Raw genomic sequence first — 23,401 nt, forward strand, 5'->3', positions numbered from 1 at the left:
GGCTGTGCCCCATGCCCGTCGTCCGTGACCTGCGCGTCCTGCTACGTCTGCGGAACTTCCGGCGCCTGCTGTACGTGCGCCTCCTCTCCCAGGGAGCCGACGGCGTCTACCAGGTCGCGCTCGCCGCGTACGTCGTCTTCTCCCCGGAGAAACAGGCCTCGCCCGCCGCGATCGCCTCGGCGATGGCGGTCCTGCTCCTCCCGTACTCGCTGGTCGGCCCCTTCGCCGGCGTTCTCCTGGACCGGTGGCGACGCCGCCAGGTCTTCTTCTACGGCAACCTGCTGCGCGCCCTCCTGGCGGCGGTGACCGCCGTGCTGATGGTCAGCGAGGTCCCGGACTGGCTGTTCTACGCCTCCGCGCTGTGCGTCACGGCCGTCAACCGCTTCGTCCTCGCCGGACTGTCCGCGGCTCTGCCGCGCGTGGTCGACGCCGACCGCCTGGTGCTGGCCAACTCCCTCTCCCCGACGGCCGGAACGCTCGCCGCGACCGCGGGCGGCGGCCTCGCCTTCGCCGTCCGGCTCGCCGCGTCGGGCTCCTCCGCGGCGGTGGTGCTGCTGGGGGCCCTCCTCTATCTGTGCGCCGCTGTGACCTCGCTGACCATGGCTCCCGGCCTGCTCGGCCCCGACCGGGAGCCGGCACGGCCCCGCCTGCGGACCGCGCTCGTCGTCACCGCGCGTGAGCTGTTCGCGGCCGTCCGGCATCTGGCCGAACCCCGGCGCCGGGAAGCCGTCTGGGCGCTGACCTCGATGACGCTGATGCGCTTCTGCTACGGCGCGCTGCTCGTCCTGCTGCTCATGCTGTGCCGGTACGCCCTCGCCACGACCCCCGACGAAGGGCTCAAGCTGCTCGGACTCGCGCTGGTGGCGTCCGGCGCGGGCTTCTTCGCGGCTGCCGTGGTGACGCCGTGGGCGGCGGGACGACTGGGCCCCGGCCGCTGGATCGCGGTCTGCTCCGGCGCGGCCACGGTTCTGGAACCCGCGCTCGGCCTGCCGTTCGCCCTCGGCCCCCTGCTGGTCGCGGCCTTCGTGCTGGGCCTGACCACCCAGGGCGCCAAGATCTCCACGGACACGATCGTCCAGGCGTCCGTGGACGACGGCTTCCGGGGCCGGATCTTCTCCGTGTACGACGTCCTCTTCAACGTCGCCTTCGTCGGCGGCGCCGGAGTGGCCGCTCTGATGCTTCCACCGGACGGCCACTCCGTGCTTCTCATCGTCGCAGTCGCAATCGTCTACGGGACGGTTGCGGTGACTATGGGCCGCTTTGAACGGCAGAGAGTGTCACATCAATGACACAGAGTCCCTCTGGATTACAGGCGCGCCAGTGGCAGCCGCTAACTTACGTGGGTCTTACTTGCCATGTGCACCACGTCCCAGGGGGACCCCAAAGTGACTACTCCGCCGCAGGGCCAGGCTCCGTACCCGCCGCAGGGCCAGGCTCCCTACCCGCCGCAGCAGGGCTACCCGCCGCAGGGCGGCGCTCCGTACCCGCCGCAGCAGGGCTACCCGCAGCAGGGCGGCGCTCCGTATGCTCCGGTGCCGCCGCAGCCCAAGCGCAAGCTGAGCTTCAAGACGATCAAGAACATCGTCATCGTCGTGATAGCCGCCGGTGTCGCCATCGGCGGCTACTTCGCCAGCCGGAATGATGCCGACACGGCGAAGGTCGGCGACTGCATGCACCGCGGCAGCAGCAGCGACACCAGCCCGGACCTCGAGGTCGTCGACTGCGGCTCGTCGAAGGCCCAGTACGTGGTGCTGGCCAAGGTCGATGGCAAGTACTCCGGCGCCTCGGCTCAGCTCACGTGCGAGAACAAGGCCAAGGGCTTCCAGTACGCCTACACCGAGGAGAAGAGCGGTGGCTCCTTCCTGCTCTGCCTGAAGGACTACAAGAAGTAGCACCGACCGAGACGCGAGGGGCGATGTTTCACGTGAAACATCGCCCCTCGGTTGCGCCTGGTCCGGGGTCGTGTTTCACGTGAAACACGACCCCGGACCACGGGCTCAGCTCTGCTCCGCCCACCATTCCTTGAGCGCCGCCACCGCCGCGTCATGCTCCATGGGTCCATGCTCCAGGCGGAGTTCCAGCATGTGCTTGTAGGCCTTGCCCACGACCGGGCCGGGGCCGACCCCCAGGATCTCCATGATCTGGTTGCCGTCGAGGTCCGGGCGGATCGCGTCCAGTTCCTCCTGCTCCTGGAGCTGGGCGATGCGCTCCTCCAGGCCGTCGTAGGCCCGGGACAGCGCGGCGGCCTTGCGCTTGTTCCGCGTGGTGCAGTCGGAGCGGGTCAGGTAGTGCAGGCGCTCCAGCAGGGGGCCGGCGTCACGGACGTAGCGGCGCACCGCCGAGTCCGTCCACTCCCCGGTGCCGTAGCCGTGGAAGCGCAGATGAAGTTCGACCAGCCGTGAGACGTCCTTCACGAGCTCGTTGGAGTACTTCAACGCGGTCATGCGCTTCTTCGTCAACTTCGCGCCGACCACCTCGTGGTGGTGGAACGAGACCCGGCCGTCCTTCTCGAAGCGGCGCGTGCGCGGCTTGCCGATGTCGTGCAGCAGCGCGGCCAGCCGGAGCGTGAGGTCGGGACCGCTCGGCTCCAGCGCCATCGCCTGCTCCAGCACGATCAGCGTGTGGTCGTAGACGTCCTTGTGCCGGTGGTGCTCGTCACGTTCCAGGCGCAGTGCCGGCAGCTCGGGCACGACGTGGTCGGCGAGCCCGGTGTCGACCAGCAGGGACAGGCCCTTGCGGGGGTGGACGGAGAGGATCAGCTTGTTCAGCTCGTCCCGGACCCGCTCGGCCGAGACGATCTCGATCCGCCCGGCCATGTCCTTCATCGCGGCGACGACCTCGGGTGCCACCTCGAAGTCCAGCTGAGCGGCGAACCGGGCGGCACGCATCATCCGCAGCGGGTCGTCCGAGAAGGAGTCCTCCGGCGTGCCGGGCGTGCGCAGCACCTGGGCGGCGAGGTCCTCCAGGCCGCCGTACGGGTCGATGAACTCCTTCTCCGGCAATGCGACGGCCATCGCGTTGACCGTGAAGTCACGGCGGACCAGATCCTCCTCGATGGAGTCGCCGTACGACACCTCGGGCTTGCGCGAGGTGCGGTCGTACGCCTCCGACCGGTAGGTGGTGATCTCGATCTGGAAGTCCCAGTCGGTCTCGCCGACCCGGGCACTCTTCTGCGCGCCGACGGTGCCGAAGGCGATGCCCACCTCCCAGACGGCGTCCGCCCACGGCCGCACGATCTTCAGTACGTCCTCGGGGCGGGCGTCGGTGGTGAAGTCCAGGTCGTTCCCGAGCCGGCCGAGCAGCGCGTCGCGCACCGAGCCGCCGACCAGGGCGAGAGAGAACCCGGCCTCCTGGAATCGGCGGGCGAGGTCGTCGGCGACGGGGGCCACCCGCAGCAGCTCGCTCACCGCGCGCCGCTGCGCCTGACTCAGGGCAGAGGGAGTGTCATCGTTGGGGTTCGGCACAACAGAAAAGGGTACGTGGCCCGGACGCCGCGGAGCGCCTCCATTACGTGGGCCCCGGACAGTACCCTGCATACCCCCGCAAGCACAGTTCTTACGACGTACGGCCGCTCTCCGCTCGATACTGGATATAGAGGGCGGCTTGCCAGTGTTCTTCGATCTTGTGACGGAGACCGCGGCACTTCGCCTCCGCGCGCATCGTTACCATGCGGGGACGCACATTCCGACGACCACTGACGACGACGAGGGACGGGCGAGCGCGTGGCCGACGCGGCAGACTTCCAGGGGACCAGTGCCTCACCTGCCCGCCGCTGGCTGCGGCGCACCGGAGCACTGCTCGCCGGGGCGCCCCTGCTGGCCGGACTGCTCCAGCTACCGGCGGCCGTCCGCGCACAGGCCGCTTCCTCGGACAGGGTGTCCGTCGCCCTGGACTCGCTCAGCCCCAGCGCCCCCGCGGACGGCGACACGGTCACCGTGTCGGGCACGGTGACCAACAACGGCAAGCACACCGTCACCGACGCCCACGTGGGCCTGCGCGTGGGCCCCCCGCTGAACACCCGCTCGGCGATCGACAACGTCTCCCAGCACCCCGACGACGTGCAGAGCAGCACCGGCTCCGAGGTCGGCGGCAAGTACACGGAGAAGTTCGCGAAGCTGGCCCCGGGTGTCGCCGAGCACTTCACCATCTCCGTCCCCGTGGACAAGCTCGACCTCGGCCAGGACGGCGTCTACGAGCTCGGCGTGGCCCTCTCCGGCCAGACCTCCTCGCAGCCCTGGCCCCAGGTGCTCGGCATCCAGCGCACCTTCCTGCCGTGGCAGCCCGCCGAGCCCGACACCAGGACGAAGACGACCTTCCTGTGGCCGCTGCTCTCCACGGTCCACATGACGGCCAAGACCGGCGCCGGTGAGCTGCAGACGCCGGTCTTCCTCAACGACGACCTCGCCAAGGAGATCGCACCGGGCGGCCGGCTGGCCGCGATGGTGGATCTGGGCAAGGACCTCGACGTCACCTGGGTGATCGACCCCGACCTGCTGGCGGCCGTGGACGCGATGGCGGCCAACTACCGGCTCCCGGCAGCAGGCGGCTCCACCGCGCCGGGCCCCCGCCAGTCCCAGGCGCTCGCCAAGCAGTGGCTGGCCAAGCTGCAGAAGGCCGTGGCGGGCAAGGAGATCGTCGCGCTGCCCTTCGCCGACCCGGACCTGGCCTCCCTCGCGCACAACGGCACCAGCGTCACCGGCTCGCTCAGCCACCTCAAGGACGCCACCGACGTCGCCACCACCACCGTGAAGACTGTGCTCCACGTCACACCGAGCACGGACTTCGCCTGGCCCGCGGAAGGCGCCGTCGACCCGTCGATCATCAAGGTCGCCACCTCCGCCGGGGCGGACCGGGTGATCGCCCGCAGCGACAGCCTCCAGGAGACCGCAGGGCTGCCCTACACGCCCTCCGCGGCACGCCCGATCGGCGGCGGCACCACGGCGGTCGTCGCCGACGCCCGGCTCTCCACGGCCTTCGAGGGCGACCTGACGAAGGCGGACTCGGCCACGCTCGCCGTGCAGGAGTTCCTGGCCCAGAGCCTGGCCCTGAACGCGCAGACGGACCAGGAGCGCAGCATCGTCGTCGCCCCGCAGCGGATGCCGTCGACGAGCCAGGCCCAGGCCATGGCGGCGGCGCTGAAGGCGCTCGAGGGCGGGACCTGGACCGAGTCCCAGGGCCTCAACACGGCCGCGAAGGCCAAGCCCGACCCGAAGGCCACCACGCGGATCCCCTCGACGTCCGCCTACCCGTCCTCGCTGCGCCGGCAGGAGCTGAAGAAGTCGGCGTTCGTGCAGATCGCGCGCACCGAGGACAAGCTCGACAACTTCCAGGTGATCCTCACCGACCGGTCCCGCGTGGTCACCCCGTTCGGGCGGGCCATAAACCGCGAGATGTCCACGTCGTGGCGGGGCCGCGGCACGGCGGCCGGCGCCTACCGGGACGGGGTGGAGAAGTGGCTGGACGACCTCGCCGACCAGGTCAAGCTGATCGACAAGTCGGAGACCAAGCTCTCCGGCCGCAGCGCCACCATCCCGGTGACCGTCCAGAACAACCTCGTGCAGCCCGCCGGCCACCTGGTCCTGCGGCTCACCTCGACGATGCCGACCCGTCTGAAGATCGGCGGCAAGCCCTACGACGAGCAGCCCGTCTCGGTGTCCGGCGGCCACAGCCAGTCCGTGAAGTTCACCACCTCGGCCAATGCCAACGGCCGGGTCACCGTGATCGCCCAGCTGTACACCGAGGACGGCCAGCCGTACGGGGACGCCGTCACCTTCGACGTGAAGGTCACGGAGGTCACGCCCACCGTCATGCTGGTCATCGGCGGCGGTGTGCTCCTCCTCGTCCTCGCCGGCTTCCGCATGTACACCCAGCGCAAGCGGGCTGCCGCCCGCCAGGGCGAGGATGACGGTCCCGACGCGGCGGGGGAGGACACCGACGAGCCCGGGAACCCCGGCACGCCCGGAGACCGTCTCCTGGAGGAGTCCGGCTCCGGGGCAGACGACCCGGAGCAGCAGAGTGACCCGGCGCCGGACACCGCTCCGGAAAACACCGACCCGTCCGGGACGGGTGAGAGAGTGGACCGTTGAGCGATGTCGTGGCCGGTGGGCCCGGGACGATGAGGTGGGGTAAGCATGAACGCGCCGTACGACGGTGAACGCGGCCAGGGCGCGGCCGGCTCGGGCTACCCCGAGACGCCGCCCGAGGCCGGTCAGGTGCCGCCGCAGCACGCGGCGGACATGTACCTCCAGGACGCCTACGACCAGGACCCCTACCGGGCGCAGGACCTGACCGCCCAGGACCCGGTCGCCGAGGCGCTCTACGACCGTGCCGCGCACCCGCCGCCGCCTCCGGGCACGTACGACCAGCAGCAGCCGCTCTACGCCCCGCCGGCCCAGTCTCCGTACGCCCCCGACCCACGGGTGTGGGCGCAGACCCCGGCGCCGGAGCCGGAGGGCGCCGCCCCGTACCTGCCGTACGGCGACGATCCGCGCACCACCCAGTTCGTGGGCGTGGACGACCTGGTCACGCACTCCGGCGAGGAGCGCCACGAGCCGGACGCCTTCGCACACCTCTTCCAGGACCAGCAGCAGGGCGGGCATCAGCCGATGCAGCCGCCGACCGTCCCCGGCCCGGCCGTGGCGCCGGGCGCCGGGCAGGGTCCTGCGGGCCAGTACGGGGCGGGCCAGTTCCCGGCAGGCGAGTACCCGGCGGCGCAGTACGGGCAGGGCCCGCAGCAGGGGACCCCGTACGCGGGTGCCCCCTACGCCGGGACCCCGTACCAGGCCGCTCCTACCGCTGCCCCTACCGCCGGACACCCGGTGCAGCCTCCCGTGCCGGCTCCGGCCCCGGCTGCGGCTCCTGCCGCGGCCCCCGCCCCGGGTCCGTCAGGTCCCGCGAAGAAGGGCGGGAAGGCCTCCGGGCTGCTGAAGTCCAGCGCCGTCATGGCGGCGGGCACGATGGTCTCCCGCCTCACCGGCTTCATCCGCTCCGCGCTGATCGCCGCCGCCCTGGGCCTCGGCTTTCTCGCCGACTCCTTCCAGGTGGCCTACCAGCTGCCGACCATGATCTACATCCTCACCGTCGGCGGCGGGCTCAACTCCGTGTTCGTCCCGCAGCTGGTGCGGTCCATGAAGGAGGACGAGGACGGGGGCGAGGCCTTCGCCAACCGGCTGCTGACGCTCGTGATGGTGGCGCTGGCCGCGCTGACCGGGCTCGCGATGTTCGCGGCGCCGCTGCTGGTACGGATGCTGTCCCCCACCATCGCAAACAACCCGCACGGCAACGAGGTCGCGGTCACCTTCACCCGCTACTTCCTGCCCTCGATCTTCTTCATGGGCATCCATGTGGTGATGGGTCAGATCCTCAACGCGCGGGGTAAGTTCGGCGCGATGATGTGGACTCCGGTCCTGAACAACATCGTCATCATCGTGTCGCTCGGCATGTTCATCTGGGTCTACGGCACCGCCTCCCACTCCGGCATGACCGTCACGAACATCCCGCCGGAGGGCCAGCGCCTCCTCGGTGTCGGTGTGCTGCTCGGTCTGGTCGTCCAGTCCCTCGCCATGATCCCGTACCTGCGTGAGACCGGCTTCCGGATCCGCCTGCGCTTCGACTGGAGGGGGCACGGCCTGGGCAAGGCCGCGATGCTCGCGAAGTGGACGGTCCTGTTCGTCCTCGCCAACCAGGCGGGCGCCATGGTCGTGACCCAGCTGTCCACCGCCGCCGGCAACGACTCCGGCATCAAGGGCGCCGGCTTCGCCGCCTACGCCAACGCCCAGCTGATCTGGGGCCTGCCGCAGGCCATCATCACCGTGTCCCTCATGGCCGCGCTGCTGCCGCGCATCTCGCGGTCGGCTGCCGAGGGCGACGGCGGGGCCGTCCGCGACGACATCTCCCAGGGCCTGCGCACCACCGCGGTCGCCATCGTGCCCATCGCCTTCGGCTTCCTCGCGCTCGGCATCCCGATGTGCACGCTGATCTTCGGCTCCGCGGGCACCAGCTCAGCCGTCAACATGGGCTACATGCTGATGGCCTTCGGCCTCGGCCTCATCCCGTACTCCGTGCAGTACGTCGTCCTGCGCGCCTTCTACGCCTACGAGGACACCCGCACCCCCTTCTACAACACCGTCATCGTGGCCGCGGTGAACGCGGGCGCCTCGGCGCTCTGCTACTTCCTGCTGCCGGCCCGCTGGGCGGTTGCCGGCATGGCCGCCGTCTACGGCCTCGCCTACGCGATCGGTGTGGGCGTCGCCTGGCGTCGGCTGCGCAAGCGGCTGGGCGGCGACCTGGACGGCGCACGGGTGCTGCGGACGTACGCGCGGCTCGGCATCGCCTCGGTGCCGGCCGCCCTGCTCAGCGGCGCGGCCTGCTACGGCATCGGGCACACCCTCGGCCAGGGCGTGGCCGGTTCCTTCGCCGCACTCCTCGTCGGCAGTGCGGTGCTGCTCGGCGTCTTCTACGCCGCCGCCCGCCGCATGCGCATCGAGGAACTCAACTCGCTCGTGGGAATGGTGCGCGGACGTCTGGGTCGATGAGTCGGGGGTAGTCGCACAACCATCGTCCCCGGCTGCGTGTCGTGCATAGCGGCGGACTGTGGGCACAATTGGTTTCGGCGTCGGACAGCGTGCAACGGATGGGGAGGCAGGGACGACGGTGGCGGAACGGAGCACGGCTGCCGTCGACGTGGCAGACAACAGTGGCGACCAGCCGCTGACCGCCAAGGCGGACCAGTCCACGGCCGACGGGGTGGCCAAGATGCCGGAGCGGGACACGGACAGCGACAAGGCACAGGGGAGCGGCGGGGCCGACGGCCCCGGGAAGAAGTCCTCGCCCCCCGAACTGCACAGCGGTCACAAACTCGCCAGACGCTACCGTCTCGAGGAGTGCGTCACCCGTCTGGACGGATTCAGCAGCTGGCGTGCGGTCGACGAGAAACTCCGTCGTGCCGTCGGCGTCCACATCCTGCCTGCGGACCATCCACGGGCCCGCTCCGTCCTCGCCGCCGCCCGCTCCTCCGCGCTGCTCGGCGATCCGCGCTTCGTCCAGGTCCTCGACGCCGTCGAGGAGAACGACCTCGTGTACGTCGTGCACGAATGGCTGCCCGACGCCACGGAACTGTCCGCCCTGCTCGCTTCCGGGCCGCTGGAGCCGCACGACGCCTACCAGATGGTCAGTCAGGTGGCCTCCGCCATGGCCGCCGCGCACCGTGAGGGCCTGGCCCATCTGCGGCTGAACCCGAACGCCGTCCTGCGCGCCTCCACCGGCCAGTGGCGCCTCCGCGGCCTCGCCGTGAACGCCGCGCTGCGCGGCATCAGCTCCGACACCCCACAGCGCACCGACACCGAGGCGATCGGCGCCCTGCTGTACGCCGCGCTGACCCAGCGCTGGCCGTACGAGAACGACGCCTACGGCCTGTCCGGGCTGCCCAAGGACGTCGGCCTGATCGCACCCGACCAGGTGCGGGCCGGGGTCCACCGCGGCCTGTCCGAACTGGCGATGCGCGCTCTTGCCAACGACGGGGCGACCGCGTCCCGGCACGAGGCCCCGTGCACCACGCCCGAGGAACTGGTGAAGGCGATCGGCGAGATGCCCCGCATCCGCCCGCCGGAGCCGGCGTTCACGGCACCGCCGGAGTACCAGCGCACGACGTACCAGCAGGGCACGTACGGCCGCCCCACGCCGCGCCCCGGTGTCACGCAGCCGATAGCGCCCCCGCCGCCTCCGCTGCAGAGCCGCACCGGCAGGGCCCTGAAGTGGGCGGTCTCCGCCCTCCTCATCGCGGCCCTCGGCCTGGGCAGCTGGCAACTGGCGGACGCCCTGATGGACCAGGTCAAGTCCGACGACACGAACAAGAGCCAGCAGACGGACGACGGCGACAAGAGCGGCAGGAAGGCGCAGGCCGCGCCGATAGAGATCCAGGACAGCCGGGAGTACGTCGCCGAGGGCGACCCGCAGCACCCCGGCGATGTCAGGAAGACGTACGACCACGACGGGTCGACGTACTGGCGGACCAAGACCTTCAACGCCGGTCCCGAGATCGCGCCGTACCGGCCCGGCGAGGGCATCATCTACGACCTCGGCTCCGCCAAGCAGGTGAACACCGCCACGATCAACCTGCGCTACCCCGGCGACCACACCACGGTCGAGCTGTACGCGGCCGATTCGCTGACATCGGCGTCGCTGGACTCGGTGCACCAGTTCGGCAAGGTCACGACCACGGGCACCACCGCTACGGTGAAGGCCGGCAAGTCCGTGAAGACGCGGTACGTCCTGGTGTGGCTGACGGCCGTGCCGAAGTCGGGTTACGACGCCGACGCGTACGCCAGTGCGGGCTTCAAGCAGGCCTTCACCGAAGTGAAGTTCACGGGCTGACGTCTCACCCGAACCGGAGGGGGCAGATGGCAGAGGGCGCCGGATACGACGGAGTGAGCGACCAGGACCTGCTCGCCCGCCATGTCGAAGGCGACCCCGAAGCCTTCGGTGAGCTCGTGCGGCGGCATCGGGACCGGCTGTGGGCCGTGGCCCTGCGGACGCTGGGGGACCGGGAGGAGGCCGCTGACGCGGTGCAGGACGCGCTGGTATCGGCCTACCGGGCTGCGCACACCTTCCGGGGGCAGTCGGCCGTCACCACCTGGCTGCACCGGATCACGGTGAACGCCTGCCTGGACCGCGCCCGCAAGGCCGCCTCGCGCAAGACCTCACCGGTGGACGACACCGAGCGACTGGAGCAGATGCTTGAGCCGCACGAAGCGGCCTCGGCCCCGGCCGAGCGCAACGACCTGCACCGGCAGCTGCTGGAAGCGCTCGGCACGCTTCCGTATGAGCAGCGTGCCGCTCTGGTCCTCGTGGACATGCAGGGGTACCCCGTCGCCGAGGCCGCCCGCATCCTCGATGTCCCCACGGGGACGGTGAAGAGCCGGTGCGCCCGGGGCAGGGCCAGGCTTCTGCCCCTGCTCACCCATCTGCGCCAGGACGGCACAGAGGCCGGAGAAGAACCCGGGCCGGGACGGAACCGGGTACAGGGGACATCCGTCCCACCCGCAGCGGGGCCACAAGAAGGTCCCCCGGACACAGGGCCGAGCGATTCAGCCGTAGTGAAGGGCGGAGGTGGGCGAGCGTGACTTCCACGACGGACACGGCCGGACACCCGGACGTCGCAGAGATCTCCGACCTCACCGAAGGCCTGCTGCCGCCGTCACGGTCCGCGCATGTGCGGCGCCATCTGGACGCGTGTGAGCTGTGCGCCGACGTCCACGCCTCGCTGGAGGAGATCCGGGGGATGCTGGGGACCCTTCCGGGCCCGCCGCGCATGCCTGCGGATGTCGCCGGTCGTATCGATGCCGCCCTCGCCGCCGAAGCGCTGTTGAACGCCACCACGCCCGAGGCCGCCGACGGGACGGGCGCGGTCTCCAGTCCGAGCGAGTCTCCCGCCGCGCATGTTTCACGTGAAACATCGGCCCCGGCGGACCGGCCCGCCGGGCGCCCGCATGCGACGACCGGACCGGGGCGGAAGGGGTCCGGGCGGGGTCGGCGCCGAAGGACCGTCGTCCTGGGTGCCGTGTTCACCGCCGCTGTGCTCGGCGCCGGGACCTTCGTCCTGCAGTCGTTCGGGGATCACACCTCCGACACGACCGCCCACAGCACGGCCAGCTCGGCCGCCGGTCCCTTCTCCGGGCACAGCGTCCAGAACCAGGTACAGGAGCTGCTCACCGCGAAGCAGGGCACACAGCGGGGCTCCGAGCGGCCACGCAGCGGCAGCGACTCGGGCCAGGAGACTCCTGGGGCGAGCGAGAACGCGCACACGCTCGTCCAGAGCCAGGTCCCGGTCCCCGACTGTGTCCAGCAGGCGATCAAGCGCAGTGACACCATCCTGGGTGCCAAGACCGGCAGGTACGACGGAAAGGATGCCTACCTCGTCGTCCTGCCCGACGCCCGTGACAGCGCACACGTCACGGCCTATGTGGTCGACGCGGCCTGCGTGTCCCGGCAGCCCGTCTCGGCGGGCAAGGTGCTCCTGGAGCAGTCCTTCGCCCGTCCCTGAGTCGCTCGTCTCTGTGCAGGCGCTCGCCCCTGTGCAGGCGCTCGTCCCTGTCTACGTGTGTACCCGGACACGGTGGGAATGCGGGCCCCTTAGGATCCGTTGGGTGGGGTGAGAGTCCTGAAGGGTGCTCCCCCCGGTCGACCGACGCAGACCAGAGACGAGGAACCAAGCCGTGAGCGACGTCCGTAACGTGATCATCATCGGCTCCGGGCCCGCCGGCTACACGGCGGCGCTGTACACCGCGCGCGCGTCGCTGAAGCCCCTGGTGTTCGAGGGCGCCGTCACCGCCGGTGGTGCCCTGATGAACACCACCGAGGTGGAGAACTTCCCGGGCTTCCGCGACGGCATCATGGGCCCCGAGCTGATGGACAACATGCGGGCGCAGGCCGAGCGCTTCGGCGCCGAGCTGATCCCGGACGACATCGTCTCCGTCGACCTGGCCGGTGAGATCAAGACCGTCACCGACACCGCGGGCACCGTCCACCGGGCGAAGGCCGTCATCGTCACGACCGGCTCCCAGCACCGCAAGCTCGGCCTGCCGAACGAGGACGCGCTCTCCGGCCGTGGTGTCTCCTGGTGCGCCACCTGTGACGGATTCTTCTTCAAGGACCAGGACATCGCCGTCATCGGTGGTGGCGACACCGCGATGGAGGAGGCCACCTTCCTCTCCCGGTTCGCCAAGTCCGTGACGGTCGTCCACCGCCGTGACACCCTGCGCGCCTCCAAGGCGATGCAGGACCGCGCCTTCAACGACCCGAAGATCAAGTTCGCCTGGCACAGCGAGGTCGCCGAGATCCAGGGTGAGCAGAAGCTCTCCGGCCTGAAGCTGCGCAACGTCAAGACGGGCGAGCTGTCCGACCTGGCCGTGACGGGCCTGTTCATCGCGATCGGCCACGACCCGCGCACCGAGCTGTTCAAGGGCCAGCTGGACCTGGACGACGAGGGCTACCTGAAGGTCGCCGCGCCCTCCACTCAGACCAACCTGACCGGCGTCTTCGCCGCCGGTGACGTGGTCGACCACACCTACCGTCAGGCGATCACCGCGGCCGGCACCGGCTGCTCCGCCGCTCTCGACGCCGAGCGCTTCCTCGCGGCCCTCGCCGACGGGGACCAGGCGCAGGCGTAAGCGCGCCCCGACCTACTTCCCCCTTCCCCACCCCACCGCATCATCAAGTGAAGGAGCCCGCTGTGGCCGGCACCCTGAAGAACGTGACCGACGCCGACTTCGACGAGGTCGTCCTCAAGAGCGACAAGCCCGTCCTGGTGGACTTCTGGGCCGAGTGGTGCGGTCCGTGCCGCCAGATCGCCCCGTCCCTGGAGGCCATCGCGGCCGAGCACGGCGGTCAGATCGAGATCGTCAAGCTCAACATCGACGAGAACCCGACCACGGCCGCCAAGTACGGCGTCATGTCCATCCCCACCCTGAACGTCTACCAGGGCGGCGAGGTGGCCAAGACGATCGTTGGTGCCAAGCCGAAGGCCGCGCTCCTCCGCGACCTCGACGAGTTCATCGCCGAGTGACGTTTCACGTGAAACACGAATGGGCCAACCCCTGAGGGTTGGCCCATTCGCTTTACAACGGCTTACAACGGCCGCAGCGCGGGCTCCTTCTGGACCGCTCCCAGGAGCCGGTCGAGTGCCAGCTCCACGTCCTGCTTCCAGGAGAGTGTGGACCGCAGCTCCAGCCGCAGCCGGGGGTTCGTGGGATGCTGCCTGACCGTCTTGAAGCCGACGGCCAGGAGATGCTCGGCAGGCAGCAGGCAGGCGGGCTCCTTCCAGCGGGCGTCACCGAACGCCTCGATGGCCTTGAAGCCGCGCCGCAGCAGATCCTTGGCGACCGTCTGGACCATCACCCGGCCGAGCCCCTGGCCCCGGTACCCGGGCATGATGAACGCCGTCATGAGCTGAACGGCATCCGGCGAGACCGGGCTCGTGGGGAACGCCGCGGAGCGCGGCACATAGGCCGGGGGCGCATAGAGCACGAAGCCCACTGGGACGTCATCGACGTAGACCACCCGGCCGCACGATCCCCAGTCCAGCAGGACGGCGGAGATCCAGCCCTCCTTCTCCAGCGCGGCCGTGCCTCCGTTTACCGCTGCCCCTCCGCTGACGGGGTCCAGTTCCCAGAAGACGCACGAGCGGCAGCGTTTGGGAAGGTCCTGAAGGTTGTCCAGCGTGAGCGGTACGAGCCGGCGCCCCATGAAGGCTGTTCCTCGCTTCCCTCGCCCGCGGCATCGCGAGCGGCCGTCAGAGCGCTCCGTTCCCTGAGCAGGCTGCCGACGAATCCGCCGACCACTCCGAGGCCCAGGCCCGCGCTCACCAGTCCGGTGCGGCTCATCGTTCGCATGGCCCCTGTCTCCCCACTCAGAGATGCTGCCAGGTGGATGCGCCATACCCGTTCGCATCGTATCCACGATGCGATTGCCTCGATACCGCCTCGAAGCAAAGAGCGGGCCGCGTTCCGGCACACACCGGACACGGCCCGCTCCTGCACGACCAGGCGTACCGCCCAGGGGCGTCCGAGGATCAGACGTCGTTGCCCTCGTCGTCGCCCTCGTCGTCGCCCTCCTGGAGGCTCTCCTGGAGACCCTTCTGCAGGACCGGTCCCTCGCCCGGGGCGAGGGTGCCCAGGATCCGCTCAAGGTCCTCCATGGAGGCGAACTCGACCGTGATCTTGCCCTTCTTCTGGCCCAGGTCGACCTTCACCCGGGTCTCGAAGCGGTCGGAGAGGCGGGTCGCCAGGCTGCTCAGTGCCGGGGAGACCCGGGCACCGGCTCGCGGGCCCTTGGAGCGCTGGGTCGTCTGGGGACGCGAGCCCATCAGGGTCACGATCTCCTCGACGGCCCGCACGGACAGCCCCTCGGCCACGATGCGATGGGCCAGCCGGTCCTGCTCCTCCGAGTCCTCGACGGACAGCAGCGCCCGCGCGTGCCCGGCGGAGAGGACCCCGGCGGCGACCCGGCGCTGGACCGCCGGCGAGAGCTTCAGCAGACGCAGGGTGTTGGAGACCTGCGGCCGGGAGCGCCCGATCCGGTCGGCGAGCTGGTCGTGCGTGCAGTTGAAGTCCTTGAGCAGCTGATCGTAGGCGGCTGCCTCTTCCAGCGGGTTCAGCTGGGCGCGGTGCAGGTTCTCCAACAGCGCGTCCAGGAGGAGCTTCTCGTCGTCCGTGGCCCGGACGATCGCCGGGATCGCCTCCAGGCCGGCCTCACGACAGGCTCGCCAGCGCCGCTCGCCCATGATCAGCTCGTACCGGGCCGGGCCCAGCTGCCGGACGACGACGGGCTGGAGGAGACCGACCTCCTTGATGGAGGTCACCAGCTCGTGAAGCGCATCCTCGTCGAAGACCTCACGCGGCTGGCGCGGGTTCGGCGTGATCGAGTCGAGGGGGATCTCGGCGAAGTGGGCACCCAGCGGAGGCGCGGGCGTCTCCGGGGCAGGGCCCGCCGAGGGCTCCTCGGCTTCACGTGAAACAGGCGGCAGTGTGGCCACCTTCGCCGCAGCCACCCCGCGGTCGGTCGTCAGCACCGGGACGGCAGCGGGAGACGCGGACGCACCACTCCCCATCGCGGCCGGGGCCGGGTTCTTCTCGGTCGGGGCAGCAGGGATCAGTGCGCCGAGACCACGGCCCAGCCCCCTCCGTCGTTCACTCACTGAATCCCCTCCACCATGCTCGGGTCGTTCTGGGCGCCGATATGGGCCTGGCTCGCGTCGTAGCTGATGCCGATGCCCTTCAGCGCGATTTCTCGGGCCGCCTCAAAATAGGAGAGGGCGCCGCTCGATCCTGGATCGTAGGTCAGCACCGTCTGCCCATAGCTCGGCGCCTCGGAGATACGGACCGAGCGGGGAATGCTCGTCCGCAGCACCTCGTCGCCGAAGTGGGTGCGCACCTCTTCCGCGACCTGGGAAGCGAGACGCGTCCGGCCGTCGTACATGGTGAGCAGGATGGTCGACACATGCAGGGTGGGGTTGAGGTGCCCCCGCACCAGGTCGACATTGCGCAGCAGTTGGCCCAGGCCCTCCAGCGCGTAGTACTCGCACTGGATGGGGATGAGGACCTCCTGGCCCGCGACCAACGCGTTGACCGTCAGCAGACCCAGGGACGGCGGGCAGTCGATGAGGATGTAGTCCAACGGCTGCTCGTACGCCTGGATCGCCCGCTGAAGCCGGCTCTCACGGGCCACCAGCGACACCAGCTCGATCTCCGCACCGGCAAGATCAATGGTGGCGGGGGCACAGAAGAGGCCTTCGACGTCCACCACGGGCTGGACGACCTCGGCGAGAGGCCTGCTCTCCACCAACACGTCGTAGACCGAAGGGACTTCGGCGTGATGGTCGATCCCCAGAGCCGTGGACGCGTTGCCCTGAGGGTCGAGGTCGATCACCAGGACACGGGCACCGTGCAGAGCCAGCGAAGCGGCAAGGTTGACGGTCGTCGTCGTCTTGCCCACACCGCCCTTCTGGTTGGCGACCACGATCACTCGGGTCTGCTCCGGTCGCGGCAGGCCTTCGCCGGCACGCCCCAGAGCCTCCATGGCCAGTTGGGCAGCACGACCGATGGGAGTGTCGTCCATCGGGGACGGTGTTTCACGTGAAACATCCGCCCCCATCGACTCGGTACGGGGACCGGGGACCGGATCGGTCATCGGTCCCGCGATGTTGGCGTCGGACCGCAAGGATTCACTCTCCTCGACTTCAGGCTCGCAATGAACAGAGCCTCCCATGTCTTCGGGGTCGTGAACCAGTGAGGCCTGCTGTTCTGTGGAGAAATCCACCTCTGTGGACAACTCCGTGCCCCGGGAGGGGGACGGAGCGCTCTGGGAAGGGGCCGGAGCTCCCGGGGAGGCGGTTCCCTCTCCCAGTGAACCGAGAGGCTTCCGGTCGCGAGGTTCGGCCGCAGCGCGGCCACGACTGATGATGCCCTGCAGCAGTGAGCGACGTTTCACGTGAAACACGATGCACAGCGCCGACGACCGGACCTCAGCGACACTCCGGCTTGCATAGGTTTGGCAGCTTGTGTGGAGTACGTCTCGTCGTCAGGACGGATCAGCGGCGCCGGCGCGCACGACCGGCCCGAGCCGCCTTCGCCCGCTTGGCCGCGAACCGCACACCACCCGGAGACTCTCCGACCTCGACCCGCACGACCGTGGACAGCGGATCCACCACGCCCTCACCCACATGCAGGATGGACGTGGAGACCGCACCGAGCTTGCTGAGCGCGGTGGCCGCGGCCTTCAGCTCCTCCTCGGCGGTGTCGCCCTTGAGCGCGAGCATCTCGCCGTACGGACGCAGCAGCGGGATGCCCCAGGTGGCCAGCCGGTCCAGCGGGGCCACGGCGCGGGCGGTCACCACATGGACCGGCGGCAGCGTGCCCAGGACCTCCTCGGCGCGACCGCGCACGACCGTGACGTGGTCGAGGCCGAGCAGCTCGACGACCTCTGTGAGGAAGTTGGTGCGCCGCAGCAGGGGCTCCAGCAGGGTGATGTTCAGGTCCTCCCGGACCAGGGCCAGCGGGATGCCCGGCAGCCCGGCGCCCGAGCCGACGTCGCACACGGTCACCCCCTCCGGAACGGCCTCCGACAGCACCGCGCAGTTCAGCAGGTGCCGCTCCCACAGGCGGGGCACCTCCCGTGGGCCGATCAGGCCACGCTTCACGCCTGTCTCGGCGAGCAGCTCCGCATAGCGGACCGCATCGGCGAAGCGATCACCAAACACTTCCCGCGCCTGCTCGGGCGCGGGGGGAAGCTCCGCTGCCTCCGTCACGGGGACCGTCCTTCCGTACAGCGCCGGCGCTCCGCGCGCCGGCCACCAGAACTACCAGGCTGACAAAGTTCGGCCCCGTCTGCGCTACAGACGGGGCCGGTGAGACGTGGGACCGATCAGGCGGGCAGCACGACGACGAACCGCTGCGGCTCCTCGCCCTCCGACTCGCTGCGCAGTCCGGCGGCCTTGACCGCGTCGTGCACGACCTTGCGCTCGAACGGGGTCATCGGCTTGAGCTTGACGGGCTCGCCGGTGTTCTTGGCCTCGGCCGCGGCCTTGGCGCCCAGCTCGGACAGCTCGGTCCGCTTCTGGGCCCGGTAGCCCGCGATGTCCAGCATCAGCCGGCTGCGGTCACCGGTCTCCCGGTGCACGGCCAGCCGCGTCAGCTCCTGCAGCGCCTCCAGCACCTCGCCGTCCCGGCCGACCAGCTTATGCAGTTCACGGCTGCCGCTGTCGCTGATGATCGACACGGAGGCGCGATCGGCCTCGACGTCCATGTCGATGTCGCCGTCGAGGTCGGCGATGTCCAGCAGACCCTCCAGGTAGTCCGCCGCGATCTCACCCTCCTGCTCCAGGCGGGTGAGGGTGTCTGCACCCTCGGCAGCGGCGGAGGTGGTGCCTTCCGTCACGGGATGGGCTCCTTCTTACTTCTTGGACGGGGACTTGGGCCGCTGCGGGCCACCCTTGCGCTGGCCGGACTGGGCCTTGCTGCGGGTGCCGTTGCCGGGCTTCCGCTGCTGCTGAGCAGCGGCGGGCTTGGCGTCCTGCGGCTCGTCGGACTTCTCCAGCGAGGTTGACTCGGTGTCGCCCGCCTGCTTGGCCCCGCCGGACTGACGCTGGGCCTTGCTCTGGCGCTTGGGCTGCTGGCGCCGGGCCGCGGTGGCGGTGGCGGTGGTCGTGCCGCCGTCCTCGGTCTCCAGCGCGGCCTGGGCCTCGCTCTTCACCACGGTGCCGTCGGCCTGGGCGGCAAGGCCGGCCTTGCTCAGGGAGTTGATGAACTTGCGCTCGAACTCGTTGCGGTCACGGCCCTTGGTGACGATCGCCTTGACGATGGCCTTCTCGCCGCGCCGGCTGACCTTGCCGTGGTGCGTGACGTGCTTGGTCAGGCGCTCCAGGTAGGCGGCCTGGGCCTTGGAACCCGGGGTCGGGTTGTTGCGGATGACGAACATCTGCTGGCCCATGGTCCATACGTTGGTGGTCAGCCAGTAGACGAGGACACCGACGGGGAACCGGATGCCGAAGAAGGCGAACATGATGGGGAAGACGTACATCAGCATCTTCTGCTGCTGCATGAACGGCGTCTTCACCGTCGTGTCGACGTTCTTCGTCATCAGCTGGCGCTGCGTGTAGAACTGCGACGCGGACATCAGGACGATCATGACCGCGGTGACGACGCGGATGTCCGTCAGCGAGGCGCCGAGCTTCGCGGCCGTGTCGGCGCCGTCCAGGAACTTCGCGGCCAGCGGGGCGCCGAAGATGTGCGCGTGCTGCGCGCTCTCCAGCAGGTCCCCGTTGATGACGCCGACCTTCTTGCCGCCCGCGATGCCGTTCAGCACGTGGTACAGGGCGAAGAAGAACGGGGACTGCGCCAGGATGGGAAGGCACGAGGACAGCGGGTTGGTGCCCGCGTCCTTGTACAGCTTCATCATCTCTTCGGACTGACGCTGCCGGTCGTTCTTGTAGCGCTCCTGGATCTTCTTCATCTCCGGCTGGAGCGTCTGCATCGCGCGCGTCGCCTTGATCTGCTTCACGAAGAGCGGGATCAGGCAGATGCGGATCAGAATCACCAGGGACACGATGGACAAGCCCCAGGCCCATCCGGTGTCAGGGCCGAAGATCGCGCCGTACACCACGTGGAACTGGACGATGACCCATGAAACGGGTGTCGTGATGAAGCTGAAGAGGCTGGCAATCGTGTCCACTAATCATGCTCCTTGGGCATGGGGCGAGGTCTCTGCGGCCGGGCTCGAAGGAAGCTCAGTGGGAGTCTTCTCCTCGGTGGCCGGTTCGGCGGCGGAGGGCCCGCCCTTGCGTGCACGCCAAGCGTCGCGCAGCAACTCGTGCCACCGCGGGCGCTTGCGTGGCGGAACATGGTCCACACCGCCGAGCGACCACGGATTGCACCGGAGGATGCGCCAGGCGGTCAGTGCCGTTCCCTTGATCGCACCATGCCGGTCGATGGCCGTGTAGCCGTAGTGGGAGCACGACGGGTAGTACTTGCACACCGGCCCCAGCAATGGACTGATCGTCCACTGGTACAGCTTGATCAGGGCCAGCAGTGGGTACTTCATCGCGCGCCCCCTCCCAGCAGCCGCTGCAGGGCGGCATCGAGGTCTCGGGCCAGCTGTGCGTGGTCCGCGTCGCCCGCTCCGGGCAACGCTCGTACGACTACCAGGCTACCGGGGGGAAAGAGGCCGACTCGGTCGCGCATCAGATGGCGCAGTCTGCGCTTCACTGTGTTACGCACGACCGCACCACCCACGGCCTTGCTCACGACGAAACCCGCACGCGTCGGGGGAGCGCTCTCCCCAGGCGCGTGCGGGTCCGTGGCACCGCTACGAAGGTGGACGACGAGGGTCGGGCGTCCTGCCCGACGACCCCGTCGTACCGCGGTCGCGAAGTCCTCGCGCCGCCTCAGCCGATGCTCGGTAGGCAGCACGACGTCATGACCTGATCAGAATCAGGCGGACAGGCTGGCGCGACCCTTGGCACGACGGTTCGCGAGAATCGCGCGGCCGGCACGGGTGCGCATCCGCAGGCGGAAGCCGTGGGTCTTCGCGCGGCGACGGTTGTTCGGCTGGAAGGTGCGCTTGCTCACTCGGGGGCTCCAGAAAGAATCAGTAGTGGCGGGGTGCCGTCCTGGCTGTCACCGTGCGCCCACGAGTAGCTCGCGTCACGCCCGAGTGCACCGCTTCCCGATCACCTGAAGTGATCTGTGCCCATCGGAGGCAGGCGGCAGCAGCCATCGACAACTCGACCTGGTTACGGTACGCGGGGCTACGCCATCCGGTCAAACCGGGGGTGACTGAGAGACACTATCCACAGGCTGGGGACAACAACTTGAACCCTACCCGCCGCGCTGACTACCGTGGCTGAACTCCGATTCGTTCCCTTATCCCCAGCCGAGCGGGATTGCCCCCGCCCGTCCACCCGAGATTCATCCCGACCCGTCCGCGAACCACACGTTCGTGGGACCTGTGAGAGAGCGTGCCCTGTGGCTGACGTACCTGCCGATCTTGCCGCAGTGTGGCCGCGAGTACTGGAGCAGCTCCTCGGTGAGGGCCGCGGTCAGGGTGTCGAGGCGAAGGACGAGCACTGGATCCGGCGCTGCCAGCCACTCGCGCTGGTCGCGGACACCGCGCTGCTCGCCGTGCCGAACGAATTCGCGAAGAACGTACTGGAGGGCCGTCTCGCGCCGATCGTCAGCGAGACGCTGAGCCGCGAATGCGGCCGGCCCATCCGTATCGCCATCACCGTGGACGACTCCGCGGGCGAGCCGCCGGCTCCCGCGGCCCGCCCCGCCCAGCAGCCGCAGCCCCGCTACGAAGAACCGCGCTACGAAGAGCCCCGCTACGAGGAGCCGGAGCTGCCCTCCGGACCGTACGAGGGCTACGGTCGCCACCGCGCCGGCGACCAGCTCCCGGGCACGGACCCGGCATCCCGCCAGGACCAGCTGCCGACCGCCCGCCCGGCGTACCCGTCCGAGTACCAGCGCCCCGAGCCCGGCGCCTGGCCGCGGCCCGCGCAGGACGAATACCGCCAGGACGAGTACCGGAAGGACGAGTACCGGAAGGACGAGTACAGCTGGCAGCAGCCGCGGCTCGGCTTCCCGGAGCGGGATCCGTACGCCTCGCCCTCGCAGGACCCGTACGCCACCCCGGCCCAGGACTACCGCTCGCAGGGCATGGACCGCCCGTCGTACGAGCAGCAGCGCGGCGAGTACGACGCCCCGCGCGCGGAGTACGACGCACGCCAGGACTACGACTCCGCGCGCTCCGAGTACGACCAGCGCGACCCCGGCCGCCGTGAGCGGACCGAGCAGCCGGGCGGTGCCGGTCCGGCGCACCGTGCGGGCACCGGCCGTCCGGACGTGCCGGGGACGGGCGGCGCCGGTTCGCTGGCCGCACAGTCCGCGGCGACGGGCGGTTCCGGCGAGCCGACGGCACGGCTGAACCCGAAGTACCTCTTCGACACGTTCGTCATCGGCGCCTCCAACCGCTTCGCGCACGCCGCCGCGGTGGCCGTCGCCGAGGCGCCGGCGAAGGCGTACAACCCCCTCTTCATCTACGGGGAGTCGGGGCTCGGCAAGACGCACCTGCTGCATGCCATCGGGCACTACGCGCGCAGCCTCTACCCGGGCACGCGCGTGCGGTACGTCAGCTCCGAGGAGTTCACCAACGAGTTCATCAACTCCATCCGCGACGGCAAGGGCGACAGCTTCCGCAAGCGCTACCGCGAGATGGACATCCTGCTCGTGGACGACATCCAGTTCCTCGCGGACAAGGAGTCGACGCAGGAGGAGTTCTTCCACACGTTCAACACGCTCCACAACGCGAACAAGCAGATCGTGCTGTCCTCCGACCGGCCGCCCAAGCAGCTGGTCACGCTGGAGGACCGGCTGCGGAACCGTTTCGAGTGGGGCCTGATCACCGACGTCCAGCCGCCCGAGCTGGAGACGCGCATCGCGATCCTGCGCAAGAAGGCGGTGCAGGAACAGCTCAACGCCCCGCCGGAGGTGCTGGAGTTCATCGCCTCCCGGATCTCGCGGAACATCCGCGAGCTGGAGGGCGCACTGATCCGGGTGACGGCGTTCGCCTCGCTCAACCGGCAGCCGGTGGACCTGGGTCTGACCGAGATCGTCCTCAAGGACCTGATCCCGGGCGGCGAGGACAGCGCGCCCGAGATCACCGCGACGGCCATCATGGCGGCCACCGCCGACTACTTCGGGCTGACGGTGGAGGACCTGTGCGGCACCTCGCGGGGGCGCGCGCTGGTCACGGCCCGGCAGATCGCCATGTACCTGTGCCGCGAGCTGACGGACCTGTCGCTGCCGAAGATCGGCGCGCAGTTCGGCGGACGCGACCACACGACCGTCATGCACGCCGACCGCAAGATCCGCGCGCTGATGGCCGAGCGGCGCTCGATCTACAACCAGGTGACCGAGCTGACGAACCGCATCAAGAACGGCTGACCGCCGGCCGTACGGCCGCGCCGGAGGGCGCCCTCGGGGACATCCCGGGGGCGCCCTTCGGCGTTCAGGAGGCCCTCGGCGGCCGTTGGCGAGCCCGTCGTGAAGGCTCGCGGACGGGTTTCCAACGGCTTCCAGCGACCTTTCAACGGGCTCGCGGCGGGCTCCGGCGCGTCCCGGCCTCTCGCTCCCCGGCCACCCGCTGTTCGATTAAGTGCCTGGTTACGGCCACTCTCCACAGATTCGGTGACTTTCTTCCGTCCACATCCTGGGGACTGTGGAGTTGTCCCGAACTGCGTCCACAGGGAGGCTGTTCCCCCGGCGTCCGCCCAGCTCAGCTGCCTGTGGAATCGTGGACGAAGGATCTCCACAGTCTGTGGACGAAACGAAGATCCACAGACTGTGGACGAAGT

At 69.7% G+C, this 23,401-nt stretch carries 20 protein-coding genes; 10 read left to right on the forward strand and 10 right to left on the reverse strand.

Going from position 1 to position 23,401, the window contains the following annotated elements:
- Positions 1 to 11: 11 nt before the first annotated feature.
- Entirely contained in the window at positions 12 to 1,289 is a 1,278-nt protein-coding gene (locus ACWD35_RS05895) for an MFS transporter (RefSeq protein ID WP_451349903.1), read from the forward strand.
- A 96-nt stretch (positions 1,290 to 1,385) separates the two neighbouring features.
- Positions 1,386 to 1,892, forward strand: coding sequence for an LppU/SCO3897 family protein (locus tag ACWD35_RS05900; RefSeq protein ID WP_451349904.1), 507 nt, complete (start codon positions 1,386 to 1,388; stop codon positions 1,890 to 1,892).
- Positions 1,893 to 1,997: 105 nt separating this feature from the next.
- On the opposite strand, the gene ACWD35_RS05905 is transcribed toward ACWD35_RS05900, so the two are convergent.
- Entirely contained in the window at positions 1,998 to 3,464 is a 1,467-nt protein-coding gene (locus tag ACWD35_RS05905; RefSeq protein ID WP_451349905.1) for a CCA tRNA nucleotidyltransferase, read from the reverse strand.
- A gap of 258 nt (positions 3,465 to 3,722) precedes the next feature.
- On the opposite strand from ACWD35_RS05905, the gene ACWD35_RS05910 reads away from it, so the two are divergent.
- The 7 genes from ACWD35_RS05910 to trxA all read left to right on the forward strand — a co-directional run bounded on the left by ACWD35_RS05910 (position 3,723) and on the right by trxA (position 13,561).
- On the forward strand, positions 3,723 to 6,086 hold the full coding sequence (locus ACWD35_RS05910) for a DUF6049 family protein (RefSeq protein WP_451349906.1): 2,364 nt from the start codon (positions 3,723 to 3,725) through the stop codon (positions 6,084 to 6,086).
- 45 nt (positions 6,087 to 6,131) lie between these two features.
- Positions 6,132 to 8,534 carry a murein biosynthesis integral membrane protein MurJ gene (gene murJ, locus ACWD35_RS05915; protein ID WP_451349907.1) on the forward strand — a complete coding sequence of 801 codons (2,403 nt, stop codon included), beginning with the start codon at positions 6,132 to 6,134 and terminating at the stop codon, positions 8,532 to 8,534.
- A 118-nt stretch (positions 8,535 to 8,652) separates the two neighbouring features.
- The gene (locus tag ACWD35_RS05920) at positions 8,653 to 10,371 is read left to right on the forward strand and encodes a protein kinase family protein (protein WP_451349908.1); all 1,719 of its coding nucleotides are present in this window, start codon (positions 8,653 to 8,655) and stop codon (positions 10,369 to 10,371) included.
- 26 nt (positions 10,372 to 10,397) lie between these two features.
- On the forward strand, positions 10,398 to 11,120 hold the full coding sequence (sigM, locus tag ACWD35_RS05925; RefSeq protein ID WP_451349909.1) for an RNA polymerase sigma factor SigM: 723 nt from the start codon (positions 10,398 to 10,400) through the stop codon (positions 11,118 to 11,120).
- Complete coding sequence (locus ACWD35_RS05930) at positions 11,117 to 12,040, forward strand: anti-sigma factor family protein (protein ID WP_451349910.1); 924 nt, start codon at positions 11,117 to 11,119, stop codon at positions 12,038 to 12,040. The genes sigM and ACWD35_RS05930 overlap by 4 nt, the downstream gene beginning before the upstream one ends.
- 172 nt (positions 12,041 to 12,212) lie before the next feature.
- The gene (trxB, locus tag ACWD35_RS05935) at positions 12,213 to 13,166 is read left to right on the forward strand and encodes a thioredoxin-disulfide reductase (protein WP_451349911.1); all 954 of its coding nucleotides are present in this window, start codon (positions 12,213 to 12,215) and stop codon (positions 13,164 to 13,166) included.
- Between the two features lie 62 nt (positions 13,167 to 13,228).
- Complete coding sequence (gene trxA / locus ACWD35_RS05940) at positions 13,229 to 13,561, forward strand: thioredoxin (RefSeq protein WP_451349912.1); 333 nt, start codon at positions 13,229 to 13,231, stop codon at positions 13,559 to 13,561.
- Positions 13,562 to 13,623: 62 nt separating this feature from the next.
- Here trxA and ACWD35_RS05945 read toward each other — a convergent pair whose 3' ends face one another.
- From ACWD35_RS05945 to rpmH, 9 genes are all read right to left on the reverse strand, one after another.
- A complete protein-coding gene (locus tag ACWD35_RS05945; RefSeq protein WP_451349913.1) occupies positions 13,624 to 14,241 on the reverse strand; it encodes a GNAT family N-acetyltransferase in 618 nt (205 codons plus the stop codon).
- 325 nt (positions 14,242 to 14,566) lie between these two features.
- Complete coding sequence (locus tag ACWD35_RS05950; protein ID WP_451349914.1) at positions 14,567 to 15,691, reverse strand: ParB/RepB/Spo0J family partition protein; 1,125 nt, start codon at positions 15,689 to 15,691, stop codon at positions 14,567 to 14,569.
- Positions 15,688 to 16,761, reverse strand: a complete 1,074-nt coding sequence (locus ACWD35_RS05955) for a ParA family protein (RefSeq protein ID WP_451349915.1) — start codon at positions 16,759 to 16,761, stop codon at positions 15,688 to 15,690. The genes ACWD35_RS05950 and ACWD35_RS05955 overlap by 4 nt, the downstream gene beginning before the upstream one ends.
- A gap of 322 nt (positions 16,762 to 17,083) precedes the next feature.
- Complete coding sequence (rsmG, locus tag ACWD35_RS05960) at positions 17,084 to 17,800, reverse strand: 16S rRNA (guanine(527)-N(7))-methyltransferase RsmG (RefSeq protein WP_451349916.1); 717 nt, start codon at positions 17,798 to 17,800, stop codon at positions 17,084 to 17,086.
- 116 nt (positions 17,801 to 17,916) lie between these two features.
- Positions 17,917 to 18,429 carry a Jag family protein gene (locus ACWD35_RS05965; protein ID WP_451349917.1) on the reverse strand — a complete coding sequence of 171 codons (513 nt, stop codon included), beginning with the start codon at positions 18,427 to 18,429 and terminating at the stop codon, positions 17,917 to 17,919.
- 15 nt (positions 18,430 to 18,444) lie between these two features.
- Positions 18,445 to 19,722: a membrane protein insertase YidC gene (yidC, locus tag ACWD35_RS05970; protein WP_451349918.1), complete on the reverse strand. Its 1,278-nt coding sequence runs from the start codon at positions 19,720 to 19,722 to the stop codon at positions 18,445 to 18,447.
- A 3-nt stretch (positions 19,723 to 19,725) separates the two neighbouring features.
- Positions 19,726 to 20,091, reverse strand: coding sequence for a membrane protein insertion efficiency factor YidD (gene yidD / locus ACWD35_RS05975; RefSeq protein WP_451349919.1), 366 nt, complete (start codon positions 20,089 to 20,091; stop codon positions 19,726 to 19,728).
- Positions 20,088 to 20,459, reverse strand: coding sequence for a ribonuclease P protein component (gene rnpA / locus ACWD35_RS05980; protein ID WP_451349920.1), 372 nt, complete (start codon positions 20,457 to 20,459; stop codon positions 20,088 to 20,090). The genes yidD and rnpA overlap by 4 nt, the downstream gene beginning before the upstream one ends.
- A gap of 21 nt (positions 20,460 to 20,480) precedes the next feature.
- Positions 20,481 to 20,618: a 50S ribosomal protein L34 gene (rpmH, locus tag ACWD35_RS05985; protein ID WP_015659252.1), complete on the reverse strand. Its 138-nt coding sequence runs from the start codon at positions 20,616 to 20,618 to the stop codon at positions 20,481 to 20,483.
- 396 nt (positions 20,619 to 21,014) lie between these two features.
- On the opposite strand from rpmH, the gene dnaA reads away from it, so the two are divergent.
- Positions 21,015 to 22,991: a chromosomal replication initiator protein DnaA gene (gene dnaA / locus ACWD35_RS05990; protein WP_451349921.1), complete on the forward strand. Its 1,977-nt coding sequence runs from the start codon at positions 21,015 to 21,017 to the stop codon at positions 22,989 to 22,991.
- Positions 22,992 to 23,401 lie beyond the last annotated feature (410 nt).

It is taken from the genome of Streptomyces sp. NPDC002671, from assembly GCF_053592475.1.